Here is a 15,136-nt window from a genome sequence, read left to right on the forward strand (position 1 = left end):
AAATCTCTCTTAGAAAGAGGGATTTAGGGAAATTAAAAATGATTTCTAAAGAATATGTGGAGTTTTGAGCAATGTCTCATCAATCAGATCTTATTAGCCAAGACATCTTGGCGTATTTAAAACAGCATGAAAATAAAGACCTCCTACGCTTTTTGACTTGCGGTAACGTCGATGATGGTAAATCAACGCTTATTGGTCGTTTACTTTATGATTCAAAGTTGATCTATGAAGATCAATTGCAAGCAGTTACTCGAGACAGTAAAAAAGTAGGTACAACAGGTGATGCACCTGACCTTGCACTACTTGTAGATGGTCTACAAGCTGAACGTGAACAAGGTATTACTATTGATGTTGCTTATCGTTATTTCTCAACTGAGAAACGTAAGTTCATCATCGCGGATACACCAGGGCATGAGCAATACACGCGCAACATGGCGACTGGTGCTTCAACTGCTGATCTTGCAATCATTTTGATTGATGCGCGATATGGTGTTCAAACACAAACACGTCGTCATACCTTCATTGCAAGTTTACTCGGCATCAAAAATATCGTAGTTGCGATCAATAAAATGGATTTGGTTGAGTTTTCTGAAACTCGATTCAATGAAATTCAAGTTGAATATGATGCGTTTGTAAATCAGTTAGGCAACCGTCGTCCAGAAAATATCGTCTTTGTTCCAATTTCAGCTCTCAATGGCGATAACGTTGTAAATCCATCTGCGAGCACACCTTGGTACAAGGGTCAAACGTTGATGGATATTCTTGAATCAGTGGAAATCAAACGTGAATCGAATAAACATGAATTCCGTTTCCCTGTTCAATACGTGAATCGTCCAAACCTTGATTTCCGAGGTTTTGCAGGAACGATTGCGCTTGGTGAAATCAAAGTAGGCGATGAAATCGTAGCACTACCTTCAGGTAAAAAATCAACAGTTAAAGAAATTGTAACTTTTGATGGAAATCTTGAAAGCGCAGCTGCTGGTCAAGCAGTGACACTTACATTGAACGATGAAATTGATATTTCACGTGGTAATGTATTGGTTCGTGCAGGCGAGCAACCTTTAATTTCACGTAGCGTTCGTGCTTCAGTTGTTTGGATGACTGAACATCCTTTAGTTAAAGGCAAACTTTATAACGTGAAGATTGGTACCCAAACTGTACCAGCTAAAGTTACAGCGATTAATTTCCGAGTTAATGTCAATACACTTGAACATACACAAGTTGAAGAGCTAGAGTTGAATGCAATTGCTGATGTGGTTATTGAGTTTGATGCACCAGTTGTATTTGATCAATACCAAGACAGTCGTTATACAGGTTCATTTATCTTTATTGATCGTTTAAGCAACGTTACGGTTGGTGCAGGTATGGTTGAAGCTGCTGTTGAGTGGACTGCGCATAGCAATCCAGTTACTGCAGAAGATCGTGCTGCTCGTTTAGGTCAGAAACCTGCTGTGATAGGTATTTCTGCACAATTAATCGAAAATGCTCAAGCCTTAGAAAGTTTATTGATCCAACAGGGTGTAGTGGCGATTGCAAAATCTACATTATCAGTTGATCAGATCAATTTGTTACGTGAAACAGGTGTTGTTGTCATTACAACTACCGTTGAAGGTACGGATACAGACCTAACTGTTGAAACTGTTGAAGAAGCAGCAGAACAAATTGTTGAATTAGTTCGTTTATAATTATCTGAACTGATTTATAAAAGCCCGCGAAAGCGGGTTTTTTTATAGATTATAAATGCTTAGGCATTAAGTAAATTATTCATCCAGAGTACAATTAACTTTTTATTTCATCTTTTTATGCATTACGTAAGAATATTTTAGTTCTGTTTTAATTTTACTTTTATGCGACAATAGTGCTTTGAATTTTTGTATTTGGACTCCCATGACTGAACAATCTCCTGAGTATTTAAGCGATATCGAAATTTTAGACATTTTACAGTCTATGAAAAAAGATGAGCTTGATGTTGAAGCTAAAGAGATCATTCGTAATGGTGGGAAAGTTGGTCGTCAAGAAGCACACAAAAATGCTTTGGTTGCGCTGAATAATAGTTTTGAAGAGAAGTTTGTAGAGGCTGTTACTTTAGCTTTGGGGCTAAATGCAGGACAGGCCAAAAAAATACGTTATAAAAAAGATCGTATCCGAATCTTAAAAGTACGTGGTATTGATTATTTAGCAATTGATGGGGCAGAAACAGCTCAAGTTTTATCTCAGGTTTCTCAAGCTATCACACGCGAAGATGCAATTGTGACAGAAGGTTTGCATAATATTTTCCCATTTTGGAAAGAAGGTTGGCCAATGGTGCAATTTGATAATGCATATAAAATTTTATCAGAAGATATTCTTATTCATTATCAAGCGACATTAGATGAACTAATTTCTTTGTATGGTGGTAACTAAAAAATTATCATATAAAAATTTTTATAAATTAATGGATTAGAAAAACAAGGATGTTTGGCACATGACTCAAATGGAAGAGTTACCACATGAAGCTTTAATTGCATTAAGGTCAGGTAAATTAATTGATGCGATAAAAATAACACGTGAAAAAACGGGTCTAGGTCTGAAAGAGTCTAAGGATTTAGTAGATCGTTATTTAGATACTCACCCAAATGAGCAAGTATTTATACAAGAACAATTGGCTCAACGTAGTCGCAGTGGCATTCAGTTTCTGGTCGTTTTTCTTTTCTTAATCGCTATGCTTGTTTGGTTTATTTTTAAATAAAAAGCCCAATGTTGGGCTTTTTATATTTACATTATTCTTCGTGATCTTTTAAAGCATTCTCTTGATTTGGCATAATCTGAGTCACCAACAATTGGTCAATTTTATAATGATCAATATCGACGACTTCAAATTTAAATCCTGCATATTCTACCGCATCCGCAGGGCGAGGGATCTTACGCAAACGATACATGATGAAACCAGCGATCGTTTCGTAGTTTTCATTTTCTGGAAACTCTTCAATTTCTAGAACGTGTTTTACATCCTCAATTGGTGTGCTGCCATCAATTAACCAAGAGTGATTATCACGTTTAATAATTTGTTGCTCTTCATCCATTGGTGTGACCCAATCACCCATAACGGTAATCATAATGTCGCTCAGGGTGATAACACCAACGACTAAAGCATATTCATTGATAACAACAGCAAATTTTTCTTTAGTTGAGCGAAAACGGTCTAGTAGTTCAGATAAGGTGAGTGTGTCTGGAATAATGAGTACATTACGAATAGTTGATTCATTCAATTGTGTGAAGGATTGCTTGTTTAAGATACGAATCAGGATATCTTTAGCATCGACATACCCAATAACTTGGTCGATATGTTCATTACACACGACAAATTTTGAATAAGGATATTCAGCTAACTTTTGACGGATGCTATCTTCATGTTCCGTCAAAGTAAAATAAACCACGTTTTCACGTGTAGTCATACTTGAGGGAACAGTTCGTTCTTCAAGTTCAAATACATTTTCAATAAAGTGATGTTCTTGCTTTTGTAAGACACCCGCTTGTGCACCTGCATCCATTACTGCTGAAATATCATCAAAAGTAATGTTGTCATCACGAATGGTATTTACCTTAAATAAGCGAAATAACAAGTTTGCAATCGCATTAATTCCCCAAGCTAAGGGTTTGCAAACCTTGATAAAAACTTGAATGGGATCAATAACGCTAATTGCAATTTTTTCTGGAGCGATCATTGCCAAGCGTTTTGGCATTAAATCAGCAAATAAAATGAATAGTGAAGTGACCATAGTAAATGATAGGGCAAAACCAATGGTTTCTAACCAAGGGCCAGCATAAAAACCTTTAATCATTTCTACAAAAAATGGACGAAAAGCTGCTTCACCTAGAATACCACCCAGAATCGCAACTGCATTTAAACCAATTTGTGATGCAGCAAAGAAATCAGCGGATTGTTCTTGTAAATCCAAAACTTTTTGTGCGCGGGTTTCACCTGATTCAGCAAGGATTTTTAATTTAACTTTTCGAGCACCTGCAAGTGCAATTTCAGTAAGTGATAAAAAACCTGCTGCTGAAATCAGTAAAATAATAACTATAATATTTTGGAAGAGACTCACATATCACCTGTGGTTCATCATTATTATGAATATGTTGTAACACAAAAAAAGCACTGAGGTAACTCAATCCTTACCTCAGTGTAATAATCTTATTTATGAAAACAGCATATTCTCAAAAAAGTAGAATCTGCTGATATTTCAACAAACTCGCAATATTTTTACAATAGCTTGTTTTAGTATTGTGAAAATTGTGAATTATTTATAAAAAATTCACGGTTTTCTTCCTCAATCATTTGGCGTGCGACAAATAAAATTAATTGTCTTAACCAACGATGTGCAGGATGGTGGTGGAGTAAAGGACACCATGCCATTTTTAATTCAAATTCTGGAATATAAAATGGAGGGTCTTTGATGACTAATTTCGGATTTTGAGTTTGAAGGCGCGCCATACGTGTTGGTAGCGTCGCAATCAAATCTACATTTTGAGCTAAAAGAGCTGGCATTTGATAATGACGTGTAAATACTGAAATTTTACGTCGTTGACCAATCCGCTCTAAGGCTTGATCAATCCAGCCCAAACCAGCTTGTTTATCAGGGTTAACACCAAAACCCACGCCCATGCCAGTTTTAGAAACCCAAATATGTTGAGCATCTAAATAGCTTTTTAAATTGAGGTGCGTGACAGCTGGATGTTTGTCATTAAGGATACAGCTAAAGCTATCACGCCAAACTAAGACTTGGTGGAAGCTTTGAGGAATTTCATTAAAACGGTTAATTGCTAAATCAACTTTACCTTGTTCCATATCACGATATGAAACATCACTTGGAGTTAAAAAGTCGAGTACAACGTTTGGTGCTTCAGAACGAAGAGCTTTAACTAATCTCGGTACTAAAGTTGCTTCAGCATAGTCCGATGTCATGATTCGGAAAACGCGATTACTTGTATAGGGTCTAAATTCAGTTCGCGGCTCTAAGATCATTGATAGATCAGAAAGGGCATCACGAATACGGGGTTGTAGTTCTAAAGCACGTTCAGTTGGAGTCATACCTTCTGAAGAGCGAATAAGCAGGGGGTCATTAAATAGATTACGCAATCTTCTTAGAATATTACTCATGGCAGGCTGAGTAACGCCTAATTGTTCTGCTGCGCGTGTGACATTTTTTTCACGAAGTAGTACATCAAGATAAATTAATAAATTGAGATCGACCCGCTCCAGATTCATAAAAAAAATACCGAGAATAAAATATTTAAATTGTGTTGAATTATGACATATCTAAAGGCTTTTGTGTAATTTAATCCGCCAAAAAGCGCAGTTAAAAACGCAATTTGAGAAAAACTAAAGTACATCTAAATTTGGTTTAGAATTAGCCAAAGATATCAAGCATAATTGTTTAGTAAATAACAAAATAAATGACCTATTAAATGGCAAAAAATGTCAATTTGATAAAATTTTAGGGGTGGAACTCTGAAAGATGAGCGATTAAAAGATATTCATTTTTAATATTTTTGATTTTCTAATCTAATTATTAAGCTTAATTAAATATTATTTAAAACAATGGTTTGTAATGACTCGGACTCGCTATAAATTCATGTTCAAAGGCATATTTCAAAAAAAAATACCGAAAATTACCCAAGAATATTGGATTAATCTCTTGGCAAAGACTAAGCTGTGCAACATATTGATGAAGTGCTTGAAATCTAGCCTATAAAAAAGCATGGTTTTCAGCGTGCATTCGATGCCAATCCCTGAAAGGAAAATATCATGACATATCAATCAGCTTTAGAGCACGTTCGTGCCGTTAAAGAAAAATTAGGTGGTACTTGGGGTGCGATTCGCCCAGAAGATGCTGCTCGTATGATGGTTCAAAACCGTTTCCACACTGGTTTAGACATCGCTAAATATACAGCTGCTATCATGCGTAAAGATATGGCTGAATATGACGCTGATTCAAGCAAATACACTCAATCATTAGGTTGCTGGCATGGTTTCATCGCGCAACAAAAAATGATTGCGAACAAAAAATACTTCGGTACTACAAGCAAGCGTTACATCTACCTTTCTGGTTGGATGGTTGCTGCTCTTCGTTCAGAATTTGGTCCACTTCCTGACCAATCTATGCACGAAAAAACTTCTGTACCTAAACTAATCGCTGAAATTTATACATTCTTACGTCAAGCTGACGCTAAAGAATTAAATGATTTGTTCCGTGCTTTACAAAAAGCTGAACAAGCTGGTGATTCTGCTAAAGCTGCTGAAATCATTTCACAAATCGACAACTTTGAATCTCACGTTGTGCCAATTATTGCTGACATCGATGCTGGTTTCGGTAACGAAGAAGCAACTTATTTGTTAACTAAACAAATGATCGAAGCTGGTGCTTGTGCAATCCAAATCGAAAACCAAGTTTCTGACGCTAAACAATGTGGTCACCAAGCTGGTAAAGTAACTGTTCCACACGAAGACTTCTTAGCTAAAATCAATGCTGTACGTTATGCATTCCTTGAGCTTGGTGTTGACGAAGGTGTTATCGTTGCACGTACTGACTCTGAAGGCGCTGACTTAACTCAAAAGATCCCTGTATCTAAAGAGAAAGGTGATTTAGCTTCTCAATACATCAGCTACTTAGACACTAAAGAAATCGATATTTCTGAAGCTTCTGATGACGAAATCCTTATCAAGCGTGATGGCAAATTACACCGCCCAACTCGTTTAGCTTCTGGTTTATACCAGTTCCGTGAAGGCACTCAACATGACCGCGTTGTGCTTGACTGTGTAACTAGCTTACAAAACGGCGCTGACATGATCTGGATCGAAACTCCAACTCCAGACGTTGCTGGTATTGCTGGTTTCGTAAACGACATCAAAAAACAAGTTCCAAACGCGAAACTTGTTTATAACAACTCTCCATCGTTCAACTGGACTTTAAACTTCCGTCAACAAGCGTATGACCGTTGGGTTGCTGAAGGTAAAGATGTATCTGGTTACGACCGTGCTAAATTAATGAGCGCTGAGTACGATAACTCTGAATTAGCTGCTGATGCTGATGAAAAGATCCGTACTTTCCAAGCTGATGCTGCACGTGAAGCAGGTGTATTCCACCACTTGATCACTCTTCCTACTTACCACACTGCTGCTCTTTCTACTCATGAGCTTGCTAAAGGTTACTTCGGTGAAGAAGGTATGTTGGCTTATGTTGCTGGCGTTCAACGTAAAGAAATCCGCGGTGGTATCGCATGTGTTAAACACCAAGCAATGGCTGGTTCTGACATCGGTGATGATCACAAAGAAATCTTTGCTGGTGAGAACGCACTTAAAGCTGGTGATGCTAGCAAAAACACAATGAACCAATTCGGTGGCTAATCGCTTCTGATTGATTCAAAAAAAACCCTGCTTATGCAGGGTTTTTTTTATTATGTTTCTAGAAAAAAATAATTAAGCAGAAAATCTATTATTCAGCTTCTTTCTTCAATTGATATTTATCAGCTAACTCGCCTGTAATTTCATTACCTTCTAAATCTAAAGCTTTAAGATAACCTTCAGCGACAAAATATTTACGTCCATCACCTGCTTGGTCTAGTTCAATCACTGAAGGGTTTTTGCTATCGAATTGGAAACTACCTTTACTTTCAAAAGGTTTACCATCCCCTTTACCGAGATATGTTTCTTTAATTTCATATGTTTTATCTGAATTTAACTCTAATTTAGTTTCAATACCTTCACAATCAGCACAAGGTAATACACCCTTATAAGTACCATTCCAATCTAAAGCATTTTCTGCAGTATGTGCGTTATCTGCGACTGTAGTTTCTGCTACTGCTTCACTTGTGGCAGAAGTCTGTGCTTGTTCTTCAGTTTTTTTATTCTCTGTTTTGCTACAAGCTACAAGAAAAATAGATGCAATCGATAGGGCAATAATAGATTTTTTCATTTTTACTAAACCTAATTTAAAAAAACACAAAGGATTAAATTATGAGAGTTATGAAAAAAAAGTGTAGGGGATGAGTGTCAGTGTTCTTGAACTTTTGGTAAATCTGATTACACCATGATTATGATTTTTATTTAATTTGTTTAGGAAGCTTAATGATGGATAGATAATAATCTGGATTCGCCAAACAGTTATTTGTAGATTTATGATCGAATGAGAAGAAATAAAAAAAGCCCTAATCAAATGACTAGAGCTTTTTTAAATTTTGGAGCGGGAAACGAGACTCGAACTCGCGACCCCAACCTTGGCAAGGTTATGCTCTACCAACTGAGCTATTCCCGCAATATGGACGCATTATAGAGAATTTCATTAAACTGTCAACTCTCTATAATGCTAAGTGTTGAATTAATCAGCACGTCTCCAAATTGTACCTTGGCGAGTGTCTTCTAAAACCACGCCTTGATCGAGTAAAGACTGTCGAATACTATCAGCCTTGGCAAAGTCTTTAGCCTTTTTCGCATCTACACGTTGCTGAATAAAGTCTTCAATTTGAGCATCAGAAAGTGTTAGAGCTTCTTGTCCGATATCTGATTTAAGGAATTCATCTACATCGTGTTGAACTAGACCAAGAATATTTGTGAGCTGACGTAAAGTTGAGTAGAGAACTGTTGCTTGTTCAGCTTGTTCTTCTTTAACTGCGCGATTTAACTCTTTATTAAGTTCAAATAGAACAGCCATCGCTTCAGCTGTGTTGAAATCATCACACATTGCGTTATTAAAGCGTTCAACAAAACTTTGATCTAATGCATCAACAATTTTCTGACCATATGTTTGTTGATAGGCTTTAAATGAATGATAGAAACGACTCAACGCAGTTTTAGCTTCTTTTAAAGCAACATCAGAAAAATTGACTGGACTACGATAATGTGAGGAGACAATAAAGTAACGAATCACTTCTGGATGGAATTTTTCCATCACATCTCTAATCGTAAAGAAATTGCCTAGTGATTTAGACATTTTCTCCCCATCGACATTGATGAATCCAACATGCATCCAATAATTTACATATTGTTCGCCTGTTGACGCTTCACTTTGTGCAATTTCATTTTCATGATGAGGGAACATTAAGTCTGAACCACCACCGTGAATATCAAAATGATTACCCAAGCAACAAGTCGACATTGCAGAACATTCAATATGCCAACCTGGGCGACCATTACCCCAAGGAGATGCCCAAGCAGGTTCATTTTCCTTTGCATGTTTCCAAAGTACAAAGTCAAAAGGATGTTTCTTTTCAACTTCAACATCTACGCGTTCAGAAGCACCTGCTTGCATATCATCGAGTTTTCGTCCAGAAAGTCGACCGTATTTATCGAATTTTGTGACTTCAAAATAGACATCACCATTGCTTGCAGGATAGGCAGCACCTTTATCTACCAAATTGCTGATCATGTTTTGCATTTGATCAATGTATTCAGTCGCTTTCGGAGCTTCATCTGGCGCAGCACAACCTAAATTAGCAGCATCTTCATTCATCGCCTCGATAAATCGTGCAGTAAGTTGTTGGATGCTTTCTCCATTTTCATTGGCACGCGCAATAATTTTATCGTCAATATCAGTGATATTGCGGATGTAGCGTACTTTCCAACCTTGGCTACGCAAGAAGCGGATGATGTAGTCAAATGCAACCATAACTCGAGCGTGTCCGATATGACAGTAATCGTAAACGGTCATACCACAGACATACATGTCGATTTGACCTTCTTTGCGTGGGACAAATTCAACTTTTTTACGTTGCTCAGAGTTATATAAAACAAAAGGTTGCATAAGGGCTTTTAACACTCAACAAAATTAGCGTTACATCATAACGTATGCATCATTTTTCATAAAGTTATCCGCATAAAAAAACATGTTCTAAAGGAGTGAACTGATTAAATTATAGGGGTTCTATATTTGTTCATTTTCTAAGAAATCTTATACATTTAGAAACGTCTCTCACAAACAGTTATGCTAGAATCTCCGCAATTCTTTTGATTAAAATCATCTACGCTTATGTAGATTGAACATTATTTTGAGTCAAACTTGCATGTCACAAACGATAAATTTCCAAAAAAGCGCGCTAGAAACGCTGCGCGTCGAACAGCAAGCGATTGAAGTTCTTGCAACACAAATAGATGAACGCTTTGATCGTGCATGTGAGATTTTATTGCAATGTTCAGGTCGTGTTGTTGTTACAGGAATGGGTAAATCTGGTCACATTGGACGGAAAATGGCGGCGACCTTTGCTTCAACAGGTACGCCTTCATTTTTTATGCATCCAGGTGAAGCGGGTCATGGCGATCTAGGCATGCTGGTGCGTGGTGATGTGCTGATTGCAATCTCAAACTCTGGTAAAAGTGATGAGATTATGATGCTTATGCCTTTGATTAAGCATCTAGGCGTTCCACTGATTACGATTAGTCGTGATGATAAAGGGCCAATGCCACAAAATGCTGATGTACCTTTAACATTAGGTGCCGCTGATGAAGCCTGTCCATTAGGTTTAGCGCCTACATCAAGTACGACAGCAACCTTAGTACTTGGTGATGCATTGGCTGTGGCTTTGTTGGAGGCGCGTGGATTTACAGCAGATGATTTTGCTCGTTCGCATCCTGCTGGAGCTTTAGGGAAACGTTTACTTTTACATGTAAAACATTTGATGCATACGGGTTCAGAATTACCAAAAGTTAAACCTGATACACCGATGAATAAGGTGTTATACGAAATTTCTGATAAACGTCTTGGGCTTACAACTATTGTTGATGAACAGGATAGATTGCTAGGTATTTTTACTGATGGTGATTTACGTCGTATGATCGATCATCAGCAAGGTTTTGATGTTAATTTACCTGTTGCAGAAGTCATGACCAAAAATCCACTTACGGTTTCTCAGGAAGCTCGAGCAGTAGAAGCATTAGAAAAAATGCATGAGCGTAAAATCAATCAATTTGTAGTTGTTGATGATGCCAATAAAGTTATTGGTGTTATTAGTATGCATGATCTAATTCAGGCAGGAGTAAATTAAGCCATGGCATCTTATGCTTTACAAGAACAAGCACGTCATTTACAAGCACTCGTGCTAGACGTCGATGGAATCTTAAGCGATGGCTTTGTAACATTAACGAATTCGGGTGATGAAATTAAATCATTTGATATTCGTGATGGTTTAGGAATGAAATTGGTTCAACAGGCTGGTATGAAAGTGATCATTATCACTGGACGAAAAAGCCATATAGTTGAAAAACGGATGTCAGATTTGGGCGTTGATTTGGTATTTCAGGGACGTGAAGATAAAGGTGCAGCATTACGTGAAGCCTGTGCTCAGTTCAATATTCTCCCTGAAGATTGTTTATACATGGGTGATGATTGGCCTGATTTATCTGCATTTGCAATTGCGGGTATGAGTATTACAGTACCGAATGGGCATGAGGAAGTACGTCGTCGTGCTCATCTTGTCACCCAAGCAATGGGGGGGCGTGGCGCTGTACGAGAAGTTTGTGACATGTTGCTTACTTCAAAAGGTGTTTACCAAGAGCTACTTGCAAAATACTTAGCTGTATCACATTAATATAGAATGAACTACCCAAAGGTTAGGTAACCCTGTTTATGGATACCAGAGTTTTATATGTTGTTGCTGTAGTGGTTGCTTCCATTAGCGGTGGCTACTATTACTATAGCGGCAAAGCGAAAAAGCTTGATGTTGAATCGGCTAAAAATATGACGTATTCAGCTCATGGTGTTCACCTAACCCAAACGGATGAGCAAGGTAACTTGTACGTTCGTGCTGAAATCAAGCAATTAGAACAAAATATGCAGTCAAAAACTTCACAGTTGGATCAACTCAATGCCGTGATGTTTAAACAAGGTAAGCCAGATGCGACTTTTTATGCAAAGCAAGCCAAAGGTTATGACGACAATACTAAAATTGTTTTAATGGGTGATGTTGTCGCAACAAAATTATCAGATCAAGGCAACAAAATGGAGTTTCGTACTGATGAGTTGACTGGGTATCCAAAAACGAGAGAGTTGGAAACACAACATCAAGTTACAGTGCAATCACCAAATTCAGCTTTCGTCAGCCAAGGTCTGAAAGCAAATTTAAACAATGGTCATTATGAGTTTTTCAAAGTTCGAGGAAAGTATGCGCCTAATTCCTAATTCTAAATATCGTTTAGCTTTCCTAAAACATGTTGCGTGTATAGCAGTTGCATTTAGCTCAGTTTCAGCATTTGCCTTACCATCAGACCGTAATCAACAATTATCATTGGTTGCTGATCGAGCGACTTATAACGATAAAACAGGTATCACAACGTATACGGGTAATGTTGTGATTGAGCAAGGAACGATGAAGCTACAAGCAGATTCCATTGTTGCAACATTAAATAGTAAGAAAGAAATTCAAACTATTACAGCAAAGGGTCAACCAGCGAAGTTTCAGCAGCAAATGGATGTAAATAAGGGCTTAGCAAGAGGCGAGGCTCAAACTATTATTTACAATGCAGACACAGGGATCATTACTTTGTCAGGAAAAGCTTATCTATATCAAGATGGTTCTAGCATCCGTGGTAATACTTTGAAATATAGTATGAATAAAGGTGATGTTGAGGCTCAAGGTTCATCTACCAATCGAGTTCAAATTATTATTCCACCTTCTAGTTCTAAAAGCTTCCCAGGGGCGCGTGATTAATGGAACAATCAGCACAACAACCACAAACTTTGTGTATCAAACACTTAGCAAAGAATTATAGTAAGCGCTGGGTTGTAAAAGATGTTTCTTTTACGATGCAGAGCGGGCAGATTGTGGGTTTACTGGGACCTAATGGTGCTGGAAAGACGACGAGCTTTTATATGGTTGTTGGTCTGGTACGTATGGATAAAGGCGAGATTCATTTAGATGATCTCGATTTATCTGATCTTGCAATGCATGAGCGTGCTCGAAAAGGGATTGGCTATCTTCCACAAGAAGCTTCTATTTTTAGAAAGCTCACGATCTCTGAAAACATTATGGCGATCTTGGAAACAAGAAAAGACTTAAACAAGCAACAGCGCCAGCAACGTCTCAATGAATTATTGAATGATTTTAAAATTAGCCATATCAAAGATTCATTAGGGATGAGCGTATCAGGTGGTGAGCGACGCCGTGCGGAAATCGCTCGCGCATTAGCAGCAGATCCTAAGTTTATGTTGCTAGATGAGCCATTTGCAGGTGTTGATCCAATCTCTGTGGGTGATATCAAAGATATTATTCAAACTTTGAAAGAGCGCGGTATTGGCGTATTGATTACTGATCATAATGTTCGAGAGACATTAGCGATATGTGAAAAAGCCTATATCGTGAGTGAGGGTGCAGTCATTGCAGAAGGTACCCCTCAGGAAATTCTAGATAATGAGCAAGTGCGTAAAGTGTATTTAGGTGATGATTTTGTGGTTTAAAAATAGCCATTTGAACAATATGAAAAAGAGCTAAATAGCTCTTTTTCTTTTTATAAATAATAGAAATAATAAATAGATACGTGACTTTTACTGGAATATTTTTCATTCTTCTTTTTTATGTATTTGATTTTAATTTAATAAATCTATGGTCAAAGCTAATAATAGCTAAGCTATGAGCAAAAAAGTGTGATATATATTACAAAAAACAAACATTTAAGCGATGTGTAAATTGTAGTTTTCTCATGGTGTTTTTATTTTAAAAATGAGTAGAATGAATGGGCTTTTAAATGATAACAATTTGAAAAGAATATGAGCATTAACAGCGATTTAAATGTAGATGATGGAGCACACAAAACATGTATAGATTTGAAATGGCTATTATGTGTATTTTCGTTTTCCGTACCTGTAGTACATGCAGAAACACCGAGTGAAAAATATCACAGTTTAAAAAATAATATTGCTCAGCTGCTTGCACCGAAAAGCAACCAAGATTTCAAAGTTGCTAACATGCAAAAGCTAAGTAATTTCACGGTGACACCATCGAATAATAATTTACCCGTAGTCGGTAGCGGGCGACCTATGCAGCCTGCGTCTGTACAGATTATACAAAGTCAGCCTCGCGTACTTAAAGATGCTGTACAGATCGCAGTTCAACGTAATCCTGAGATTTCTCAGACTTTAGCAACTCTTGCTGCACAAAATGCAAATATAGATGTTGCTAAAGCTGGTTACTATCCGCAGATTACGGGCGGTATGAATACAGGTGATTTGACACAAAAGAGTTCAAGAGGTCAGCAAGTTCTTGCCTTGAGTGCATCTCAAATGGTCTATGACTTCGGTAAAGTGAAGTCTGGTGTCAATACAGAACAAGCAAGACTTGCTGTGGAACAAGCCAATGTTTTGGTGAAAATTGATGATATCTCACTCGATGTTGCACAAACGATTATTAATATTCAACGTTATAAAAAACTTAGGGGCTTAGGAAGTTAAAGAGGATTGTTACGGAGTAATTTAAGCAAATCGAGATATAAATTACCGTTCCGATGATTGAAGCGATACTCCGTTTCTTTAAGATGCAAATAAAACATCTTTTTGTCAATTCCATTAAACTTGACGAGTCGCTTTTTAGCATATCCCCAGAATGATTCTATACCGTTAATATGACGCTCCCCGCATGCAAATTCGTTGTTCCCATGATTCACTCTTAAATGTTTGTCAAAACCAATATCAACTAAACCATCATCGCCTCTCCATCCATCTGTATTGATCACAGAATCAAGCTCTATCTGCCCCCGAATAATACCCTGTAGCGTAGCTTTGGAGCAATCAGGTACAATTTCTGTGTATACGTTTCCATCTCTTTTGAGTAGTCCAAATACAATGGTTTTTCCTGATGCACCACGTCCACGTTTTCCTCGAATACGACGAGCACCAAAGTAGGATTCATCAAGTTCAACGATACCGTTGAAAGGAGATATTTCCTCACATTGAGCCGCAATCTTTTTACGCAACCTGATGTAAATTGTATTGATGGAACGTACAGAAATATTGGTGAGTTTAGCTGTATCTGAAGCAGTTAAATCCATGGCAAAAAAGCGAATGATCTGTCTGAATTTTGCCTCTGTGATTCTTGAACGGGAATAGTATCTATTTTTTGCTTTCATATAAGGAAGTTACCATACTTTTTGATATGCTTAACTTCCTAAGCCCAT

Annotated in this window: 14 protein-coding genes, 1 tRNA gene and 1 pseudogene; 10 read left to right on the forward strand and 6 right to left on the reverse strand. The window is 37.5% G+C overall.

All coding sequences use genetic code 11. From position 1 onward, the window contains the following. The first annotated feature begins 71 nt into the window (after window positions 1-71). The 3 genes from cysN to Q9Q86_RS02995 all read left to right on the forward strand — a co-directional run bounded on the left by cysN (window position 72) and on the right by Q9Q86_RS02995 (window position 2,728). The gene (gene cysN / locus Q9Q86_RS02985; RefSeq protein WP_112986823.1) at window positions 72-1,685 is read left to right on the forward strand and encodes a sulfate adenylyltransferase subunit CysN; all 1,614 of its coding nucleotides are present in this window, start codon (window positions 72-74) and stop codon (window positions 1,683-1,685) included. Window positions 1,686-1,887: 202 nt separating this feature from the next. Beyond that, window positions 1,888-2,403 carry a hypothetical protein gene (locus Q9Q86_RS02990; protein WP_004913382.1) on the forward strand — a complete coding sequence of 172 codons (516 nt, stop codon included), beginning with the start codon at window positions 1,888-1,890 and terminating at the stop codon, window positions 2,401-2,403. A 61-nt stretch (window positions 2,404-2,464) separates the two neighbouring features. After that, a complete protein-coding gene (locus tag Q9Q86_RS02995; protein WP_039046848.1) occupies window positions 2,465-2,728 on the forward strand; it encodes a ribosomal protein L7/L12 in 264 nt (87 codons plus the stop codon). 31 nt (window positions 2,729-2,759) lie between these two features. Here the strand turns inward: Q9Q86_RS02995 and Q9Q86_RS03000 are convergent, their stop codons facing one another. Continuing rightward, window positions 2,760-4,085 (reverse strand): hemolysin family protein, encoded by a 1,326-nt coding sequence (locus tag Q9Q86_RS03000; protein WP_004913375.1) that lies wholly within the window; start codon window positions 4,083-4,085, stop codon window positions 2,760-2,762. 173 nt (window positions 4,086-4,258) lie between these two features. After that, complete coding sequence (locus Q9Q86_RS03005) at window positions 4,259-5,248, reverse strand: LysR family transcriptional regulator (RefSeq protein ID WP_004913372.1); 990 nt, start codon at window positions 5,246-5,248, stop codon at window positions 4,259-4,261. Between the two features lie 537 nt (window positions 5,249-5,785). On the opposite strand from Q9Q86_RS03005, the gene Q9Q86_RS03010 reads away from it, so the two are divergent. Continuing rightward, entirely contained in the window at window positions 5,786-7,387 is a 1,602-nt protein-coding gene (locus Q9Q86_RS03010; RefSeq protein WP_035338572.1) for an isocitrate lyase, read from the forward strand. An 88-nt stretch (window positions 7,388-7,475) separates the two neighbouring features. On the opposite strand, the gene Q9Q86_RS03015 is transcribed toward Q9Q86_RS03010, so the two are convergent. The 3 genes from Q9Q86_RS03015 to cysS form a co-directional block, all read right to left on the reverse strand. Beyond that, window positions 7,476-7,955, reverse strand: coding sequence for a copper resistance protein NlpE (locus tag Q9Q86_RS03015; protein ID WP_112986824.1), 480 nt, complete (start codon window positions 7,953-7,955; stop codon window positions 7,476-7,478). Window positions 7,956-8,218: 263 nt separating this feature from the next. Then, window positions 8,219-8,294: transfer RNA gene (locus Q9Q86_RS03020), tRNA-Gly, on the reverse strand. 63 nt (window positions 8,295-8,357) lie between these two features. Then, a complete protein-coding gene (cysS, locus tag Q9Q86_RS03025) occupies window positions 8,358-9,779 on the reverse strand; it encodes a cysteine--tRNA ligase (protein ID WP_112986825.1) in 1,422 nt (473 codons plus the stop codon). Window positions 9,780-10,038: 259 nt separating this feature from the next. Between cysS and Q9Q86_RS03030 the strand changes: the two genes are divergently transcribed. The 6 genes and pseudogenes from Q9Q86_RS03030 to Q9Q86_RS03055 all read left to right on the forward strand — a co-directional run. After that, window positions 10,039-11,016: a KpsF/GutQ family sugar-phosphate isomerase gene (locus tag Q9Q86_RS03030; protein ID WP_004913362.1), complete on the forward strand. Its 978-nt coding sequence runs from the start codon at window positions 10,039-10,041 to the stop codon at window positions 11,014-11,016. Window positions 11,017-11,019: 3 nt separating this feature from the next. After that, the gene (locus Q9Q86_RS03035; protein ID WP_112986826.1) at window positions 11,020-11,559 is read left to right on the forward strand and encodes an HAD family hydrolase; all 540 of its coding nucleotides are present in this window, start codon (window positions 11,020-11,022) and stop codon (window positions 11,557-11,559) included. Window positions 11,560-11,597: 38 nt separating this feature from the next. Beyond that, window positions 11,598-12,149, forward strand: coding sequence for an LPS export ABC transporter periplasmic protein LptC (gene lptC / locus Q9Q86_RS03040; RefSeq protein WP_112986827.1), 552 nt, complete (start codon window positions 11,598-11,600; stop codon window positions 12,147-12,149). Then, complete coding sequence (lptA, locus tag Q9Q86_RS03045; RefSeq protein ID WP_004913354.1) at window positions 12,133-12,678, forward strand: lipopolysaccharide transport periplasmic protein LptA; 546 nt, start codon at window positions 12,133-12,135, stop codon at window positions 12,676-12,678. The genes lptC and lptA overlap by 17 nt, the downstream gene beginning before the upstream one ends. After that, a complete protein-coding gene (lptB, locus tag Q9Q86_RS03050) occupies window positions 12,678-13,424 on the forward strand; it encodes an LPS export ABC transporter ATP-binding protein (RefSeq protein ID WP_004913352.1) in 747 nt (248 codons plus the stop codon). The genes lptA and lptB overlap by 1 nt, the downstream gene beginning before the upstream one ends. Window positions 13,425-13,733: 309 nt before the next feature. Beyond that, window positions 13,734-14,396, forward strand: a pseudogene (locus Q9Q86_RS03055) (TolC family protein); the annotation flags it as partial. A gap of 14 nt (window positions 14,397-14,410) precedes the next feature. Here Q9Q86_RS03055 and Q9Q86_RS03060 read toward each other — a convergent pair. Beyond that, on the reverse strand, window positions 14,411-15,088 hold the full coding sequence (locus Q9Q86_RS03060) for an IS1595-like element ISAju1 family transposase (RefSeq protein ID WP_308150315.1): 678 nt from the start codon (window positions 15,086-15,088) through the stop codon (window positions 14,411-14,413). Window positions 15,089-15,136 lie beyond the last annotated feature (48 nt).

Source organism: Acinetobacter sp. A22, from assembly GCF_030913345.1.
Lineage (GTDB): Bacteria > Pseudomonadota > Gammaproteobacteria > Pseudomonadales > Moraxellaceae > Acinetobacter > Acinetobacter junii.